Consider the following 7,113-nt stretch of genomic DNA (forward strand, 5'->3'; position numbering starts at 1 on the left):
CGCGCGCGACGCCGAGGCCGGCGCGCGCGTCGCCGAGCGTGCCGGACACCCAGACGTCGTCGCCGTCGCGCGCGGCATCGCGCCGCAGTGCGGCGTCGGGCGCGACTTCGCCGAATACGGTGACGCACAGGTTCAGCGGACCGCTCGTGGTGTCGCCGCCGATCAGCTCGCAGCCGTAGCGCTCGGCGAGCGCGAACAGCCCGTTGCTGAACGCTTCCAGCCACGCCGCGTCGGCACGCGGCAGCGCGCACGCGAGCGTGAAGGCGCGCGGTTCGGCGCCCATCGCCGCGAGGTCGGACAGGTTGACCGCGAGCGTCTTGTGGCCGAGGGCTTCGGGCGCGACATCGGGAAAGAAGTGGCGGCCTTCCACCAGCATGTCCGTCGAAATGGCCAGCAATTTCCCGGATCGCGGCGCGATCAGCGCGCAATCGTCGCCGATGCCGAGCGTCGACGCGCGCGCCCCCTGCGCGGCGCGGCGCGTGAAGAAGCGTTCGATCAGTGAAAACTCGGAGAGGGCGGCTGGCACGGCGGGCGATCCGGAACGGTTGAAGGAACGGCATTGTACGAGGCGAACGGCGGCGCTTCTGCACCATCCGGTACATTTTTGTCGCGGCTGTTGCACCCGAATCGCCGGTCTGGCGGCCGATGATTGGCGCTACAATGCCGTCGAACAGTTATTCTAATCCGCCCGTCACGAGACACATGTCCACCCAATCCTCCTCCAAAGCCAAGCTCCGCGAAGCCGCCCTCGACTATCACGAATTCCCGACCCCCGGGAAAATCGCGATCGCCCCGACCAAGCAGATGATCAACCAGCGCGACCTCGCGCTCGCGTACTCGCCGGGTGTGGCGTACGCGTGCGAGGAGATCGTCGAGAATCCGCTCAACGCGGCACGCTTCACCGCGCGCAGCAACCTGGTCGGCGTCGTCACGAACGGCACGGCAGTGCTCGGCCTCGGCAACATCGGGCCGCTCGCGTCGAAGCCGGTGATGGAAGGCAAGGCGGTGCTGTTCAAGAAGTTCGCGGGCATCGACGTGTTCGACATCGAGCTGAACGAGTCGGATCCGCACAAGCTCGTCGACGTGATCGCCGCGCTGGAGCCCACCTTCGGCGGGATCAACCTGGAAGACATCAAGGCACCTGACTGCTTCATCGTCGAGCGCGAAGCGCGCAAGCGGATGAAGATCCCGGTGTTCCACGACGACCAGCACGGCACCGCGATCGTCGTGGCCGCGGCCGTCACGAACGGGCTGAAGGTCGTCGGCAAGGACATCAAGAAGGTCAAGCTCGTCGCGTCCGGCGCGGGCGCGGCCGCGCTCGCGTGTCTCGACCTGCTGGTCGACATCGGCCTGCCGCTCGAGAACATCACGGTGACCGACCTGGCCGGCGTGGTCTACAAGGGCCGCACCGAGCTGATGGACCCGGACAAGGAGCGTTTCGCCCGCGAAACGGAAGCCCGGACGCTGGCCGAAGTGATCGACGGCGCGGACATCTTCCTCGGCCTGTCGGCCGCCGGCGTGCTGAAGCCGGAGATGGTGAAGGGCATGGCCGAGCGCCCGCTGATCCTCGCGCTGGCGAACCCGACGCCGGAAATCCTGCCGGAAGCGGCGCTCGAAGTGCGGCCCGACGCGATCCTCGCGACCGGCCGCACCGACTACCCGAACCAGGTCAACAACGTCCTGTGCTTCCCGTTCATCTTCCGTGGCGCACTCGACGTCGGCGCGACGACGATCACGCGTGAAATGGAGATCGCGGCCGTCAACGCGATCGCCGAGCTCGCGCAGCACGAGCAGAGCGACATCGTCGCGACCGCATACGGCATCCAGGATCTGTCGTTCGGGCCCGAATACCTGATTCCGAAGCCGTTCGATCCGCGCCTGATCGTGAAGATCGCGCCGGCCGTCGCGCAGGCCGCGATGGACGGCGGCGTCGCGACGCGCCCGATCGAGGACATGGACGCCTACAAGCAGCACCTGCAGCAGTTCGTGTACCACAGCGGCACGACGATGAAGCCGATCTTCCAGATCGCGCGCGCCGCGCCGGAAGAGAAGAAGCGCGTTGTATTCGCGGAAGGCGAAGAAGAGCGCGTGTTGCGTGCCGTTCAGATCATCGTCGACGAAAAACTCGCGAAGCCGATCCTGATCGGCCGCCCGTCGGTGATCGAGCACCGTATCCAGCGCTATGGCCTGCGCCTGACGCCGGGCACCGATTTCACGGTCGTCAACACCGAGCACGACGAGCGCTACCGCGACTTCTGGCAGACGTACTACAAGATGATGGCGCGCAAGGGCATCAGCGAGCAGCTCGCGCGCGTCGAGATGCGCCGCCGCACCACGCTGATCGGCTCGATGCTGGTGAAGAAAGGCGAAGCGGACGGGATGATCTGCGGCACGATCAGCACCACGCACCGCCACCTGCACTTCATCGACCAGGTGATCGGCAAGCGCCCGGGCTGCAGCGTGTACGCGGCGATGAACGGCCTCGTGCTGCCGGGCCGCCAGATCTTCCTCGTCGACACGCACGTGAACGTCGATCCGACCCCGGAGGAACTGGCGGAGATCACGATCATGGCCGCGGAAGAAGTGCGCCGCTTCGGCATCGAGCCGAAGGTCGCGCTGGTGTCGCACTCGAATTTCGGCACGAGCAACGCACCTTCGGCGAAGAAGATGCGCGATACGCTCGCGATCCTGCAGGAACGTGCACCGGAGCTGAAGGTCGACGGCGAGATGCACGGCGACGTCGCGCTCGACGCGGCGCTGCGCAAGGAAATCCTGCCGGAATCGACGCTGGAAGGCGAAGCGAACCTGCTGATCCTGCCGAACATCGACGCCGCGAACATCGCGTACAACCTGCTGAAGACGGCTGCGGGCAACAACATCGCGATCGGGCCGATCCTGCTGGGTGCCGCACAGCCGGTGCACGTGCTGACCGAATCGGCGACCGTTCGTCGCATCGTCAACATGGCGGCGCTGCTGGTCGCCGACGTGAACGCCGCGCGCTGAGCCAAAACGAACGCGCCAGGCCGGTCGAACCGGCGTGGCGCGTCGGGCGAAATTGTAAACAAAAGCAAAAAGAGGCGTGCCCGCAATGGGCACGCCGCGGGCAGGGCGCAAACGCGCTTCCCTCAAGGCAACAGCAGCATCTCTCCACTCCTGGTAGCGAGTGCGGCAAGGAGGCAGGTCTTGCCGTACGAGAGATGCCGCTTTTATTTTATCTTGTGCAAGATAAATGTAGTGTGATTTCGGTAAAAAATGCGTAATTCCGGACATCGCGATGCTTTCGATTCCCAAACGGACATTGATTCGCGCGGCCAATAACGCTACGCTAACGCCTTTGTTGGTCGTCAACTACTTGATTTAACAGCGGGAACCCTGGTTCATGGCACGCAAGTGGCTCCGCAACGGCGCGCTCGCGTCCGTCTTCGCGATGTTCGCGATGGGTATCGTCGGCACGCCGACGGGCAGTCTGGTTTCCGCCGCTTACGCACGGGAGGCCGTTCCGGCCGACGTCGCGGCGAGCGGGCTCGATACGATCCCGACCGCCAGTCTTCCGCGCGAGGCCGTGACCACGCTGGGCCTGATCGGCGCCGGCGGCCCCTATCCGTACGAGAAAGACGGCGTCGTGTTTGGCAACCGCGAGCGGATCCTGCCAAAAGCGAAGCGCGGCTACTACCATGAGTACACGGTACCGACGCCACGTGCCCGCAATCGCGGCGCGCGCCGGATCGTCTGTGGCGGGCCGTTGCGCCGGATCGACAACTGTTATTACACGGGCGACCACTACAACAGTTTTAAACGTATTGTTGAATGACTTCGGGACGAATGGCATGAGCGACTCCATCTACGCGCACGAAACGGCGGCGGCGGAACTGTTCGCGGCCGGCGACGGCAACCTGTTTCAGCGCGTGATTCAACTGCACGCGGCGGCGCAGGCCGGCGGCACGCCGGAGCAACAGGAAGCCGAGCCCGGGCTTTCATCGAACGAGGAGCCTATGAGCCTTTTCACGACCGTGCGACCCAATCTCGTGCAGTCGATCCGCGCGTTCCGCGTGCAGGATCTTGCCGACGAAGCCGGCCGGCTCGGCCAGCATTTCCTGTATGCGTATTGCGGCGCCGCGCAGTCGAAGCAGGAAGTGATGGAAACGATCGCGACGTCGTTCCTGTTCCCGAAGCATTTCGGGAAGAACTACGACGCGCTGTACGACTGCCTGACCGACCTCGTCGCGAAGGCGGGCGCGCAGCCCGGTTTCGTGATCGTCCTCGAAGGGCTGCCGATCGCGCAGAAATTCGACAAGGAAGGGCGCGAGACGCTGCTCGACGTGTTCCGCGAGGCGGCCGAATTCTGGGCCGAGCGCAAGGTCGCGTTCCGCGTGTTCTACTCGTTCGCGTAAGCACGGGCCGGCCAACGGCCGATCCGGCGAAACACCCGCCCAAAGCCCGCTTCGAGCGGGCTTTTTTGCGTCCGCGCGCGATGCGCTGCACGCGCCGCGCCCGGCCCGACAAAAGCCTTTCATCGCGCACCTTTTTCCGCGACAATCGGTCAGCCCGGCCGCGGCCGCCGCGCCGGGCGCACAACACCAATCATTCGAGAGAGGGCCGTTTTCCCATGACCGCTACCCGATTTGCGGCGCGCGCCCGTGCGCGCCGTCCGCTCGTCCGCGCGCTGGCCACGTGTGCGCTGTCGCTCGGCATCCCGCTTGCCGCGCAGGCCGCGGCGCTCACACCCGAACAGACCGTCGACGTTTATCTGGGCGCCATCGTCAACAACGACGCGGCGAAGGTCGAGCAATTCAACGACACGGTGCGCGAGACCGCCGATCCGAAGGAGGCCCGGAACATGCTGCTGCCGGCCGACATGTACGGCGACATGCGCGAACAGATGCTCGGGCAGACGCTGGCATTGATGTCGGAATCCGCGCGCGAAGCGCTGGCGCCGTCGCTCGACTCGATGCTGGTCGCGTACACGGGCGCGTTGCGGCGCTCGCAATGCAACGTCACCGGCGTCAAGCGCACGCCGGGTGCCGGCGGGAAGGGGCAGGAACGCGCCACGGTCAGTTTCGAGTGCAAGGTGGCCGACGTCACGCCGCCGGGCGACGCGGCCACGAAAGCGCGCGCGAACGCGAAAACCGACCAGCAGCGCTTCGCGGCTGTCAGGACGACGTTCACGGACGTGGCGCGCGCGTTCAACGACGCCCCGGTCAGCCGGCGCATCAAGGGGCAGGTGGAGATGGTCGGTTCGGACAGCAAGGGCTGGACGACCGACAGCCCCGAAAGCCTGCTGAAGCCCGTCGTCGATGCGCTGTCCGGCCCGGTTGTCGCGGCGGTCGCCGCCAGCCAGCAATGAGGCTGCCGCGCCGGCCCGATCGATTCGATACCGACATGACCCGACCGATGGACGTTTCCCTTCATGCGCGCCGCGGCGCGCGTTTTCCGTTGTTCCGCGCGACGCGCGCGGCCGTGCTGTCTGCGCTCGTCGCGGGCGGTGCCGCGCACGCGGCGGTGCTGACGCCCGAGCAGACCACCGATCTGTATCTCGGCACCTTCGTCAACGGCGACGTCGCCAAGGCGGCGCAGTTCAACGATGCCATGCGCACGCGCTTCGACGGCAAGGACGCACTCGACGTCGCGGCGATCCCGAAGCTCGGCGACACGATGCGCGACAACATGATCGCCGCGCTGCTGTCGAAGATGCCGGCCAGGTCTCGCGCGGCATTGCGCGAACCGATCAGCGCGTCGATCACGTCGTATCAGCATGTGCTGGCCCGTTCCGAATGCAAGGCGACCGGTTCGACGCAGAAGCCGAACGAGTACGTGGCGGGCGAATCGATCGCGACGGTCGATTTTTCGTGCCGTGTCGTCGATGTGGAGCCCGGCGTGAAGGCGCTGAAGGGGAAGCTGGGCAACCCGCGCCTGAAGACCGACAAGGCCCGGACGGCCTTCCTCGCCGCGTTTTTCTCGGGCATGGCGCGCGTCTACGACGAGGCCCCGATGGGCCGCCCCGTGACGGGGCAGGTCGATCTCTACGGCACGAACGAGAAGGGCTGGCTCACGGGTTCTCCGGGTGACGTGCTGTCGCCGCTGGTTGATGCGCTGCTGGGGCCGATCGGCTCGGCGGGCGGAGAAGCCGACAAGTAAGCGACGCGATCCCGGCCGCTGCACATGGCCGGCATGCCGTGCATTCGAACGGGGAGTGAACGATGAAGATCCTCACGCGAGGGATGCTGGTTGTCGCGGTGGCCGTTTCGATGTGCGGAGCGGCTGTGGCGGGCGACAACGCCGCCGAGCCGGTCGCGCTGCCGGTTTCGCCGGCGGCGCACGCGGCCGTCGAGCGGCTGCTCGCCGATCTGCGCACGCGCTCGACAGCGGACCAGTACGCGGCGGTGGCCGCCGCGATTCACGCGTCGCCGGCGCTGGCGGCGCAACTGGACGAACTGGTCGACGCCGGCCTGCTGACGCGCATCGCGGTCGACAGCGGCGAGCCCGCGCTCGGCAGGACGACCGGCGCGTTGCGCAACGGGAGCGTGTGGATCCTGACGCCGGCGTTTGTCGCGCAACAGGCGCCGCGGCGCCTGTTCGATGTCGTGCAGGACGACGACATCCTGCCGGACAACATGGTGTTCGCGCTCGGCTACATGGCATGGCGCGCGAAGCACGATGCCGACGTGAGCCGCGCGTCCGACGCGCTGCGGGCGTCGGACGACAGCGCGGACGCGAAGAAGCAGCGGTGGATCGACCTGAACACGCGGATCGACGCCGGCGGCTTCATCCAGGGCTGGAACGACACGGTGGACGCGGCCACGTTCCAGCAGGGCGGCAGGCCGGTCAGCATCGTGCAGGCGGTGCAGATGATGATGAACCTGCGCTATCGCGGCCCGCTGATCACGGCGATCCGGGCGACGCCGCCAGCGCGCAAACTGCGGATCACCGGGCCGACGCTCGCGCTCGACGCGGACAACCTCGACGCGCTGGCATCCGCGCTCCAGACTTCCCCCGTCATCGACATCGAACCATTCAGCGCGGCGCGCTGACACGCGTCGCCGTGCGCCGGCGTCATGCCGCGGGGCGTGCCCGGCCGCGCCTCGCGATCACCACCCGCCCCAGCGCGCCGCGAGC

7 protein-coding genes are annotated in these 7,113 nt (G+C 66.9%); 6 read left to right on the forward strand and 1 reads right to left on the reverse strand.

Annotation, left to right across the window (positions count from 1 at the left end):
- On the reverse strand, positions 1-526 hold a 526-nt coding region (gene thiL, locus DPV74_RS37340; RefSeq protein ID WP_119339001.1), incomplete at its 3' end, for a thiamine-phosphate kinase.
- A 134-nt stretch (positions 527-660) separates the two neighbouring features.
- On the opposite strand from thiL, the gene DPV74_RS37345 reads away from it, so the two are divergent.
- From DPV74_RS37345 to DPV74_RS37370, 6 genes are all read left to right on the forward strand, one after another.
- Positions 661-3,003, forward strand: a complete 2,343-nt coding sequence (locus tag DPV74_RS37345; RefSeq protein ID WP_276141590.1) for an NADP-dependent malic enzyme — start codon at positions 661-663, stop codon at positions 3,001-3,003.
- Positions 3,004-3,379: 376 nt separating this feature from the next.
- Positions 3,380-3,811 carry a ribonuclease domain-containing protein gene (locus DPV74_RS37350; protein WP_006476946.1) on the forward strand — a complete coding sequence of 144 codons (432 nt, stop codon included), beginning with the start codon at positions 3,380-3,382 and terminating at the stop codon, positions 3,809-3,811.
- A gap of 16 nt (positions 3,812-3,827) precedes the next feature.
- Positions 3,828-4,391, forward strand: a complete 564-nt coding sequence (locus tag DPV74_RS37355; protein WP_021159266.1) for a barstar family protein — start codon at positions 3,828-3,830, stop codon at positions 4,389-4,391.
- A 215-nt stretch (positions 4,392-4,606) separates the two neighbouring features.
- Positions 4,607-5,344 carry a hypothetical protein gene (locus DPV74_RS37360; RefSeq protein ID WP_059697849.1) on the forward strand — a complete coding sequence of 246 codons (738 nt, stop codon included), beginning with the start codon at positions 4,607-4,609 and terminating at the stop codon, positions 5,342-5,344.
- A gap of 35 nt (positions 5,345-5,379) precedes the next feature.
- Complete coding sequence (locus DPV74_RS37365; protein WP_230965534.1) at positions 5,380-6,135, forward strand: hypothetical protein; 756 nt, start codon at positions 5,380-5,382, stop codon at positions 6,133-6,135.
- Between the two features lie 62 nt (positions 6,136-6,197).
- Positions 6,198-7,028: a hypothetical protein gene (locus tag DPV74_RS37370; protein ID WP_060318826.1), complete on the forward strand. Its 831-nt coding sequence runs from the start codon at positions 6,198-6,200 to the stop codon at positions 7,026-7,028.
- Positions 7,029-7,113 lie beyond the last annotated feature (85 nt).

It is taken from the genome of Burkholderia sp. HAN2018, assembly GCF_024704855.1.
In the GTDB taxonomy this organism is placed as follows: Bacteria; Pseudomonadota; Gammaproteobacteria; order Burkholderiales; family Burkholderiaceae; genus Burkholderia; species Burkholderia cepacia.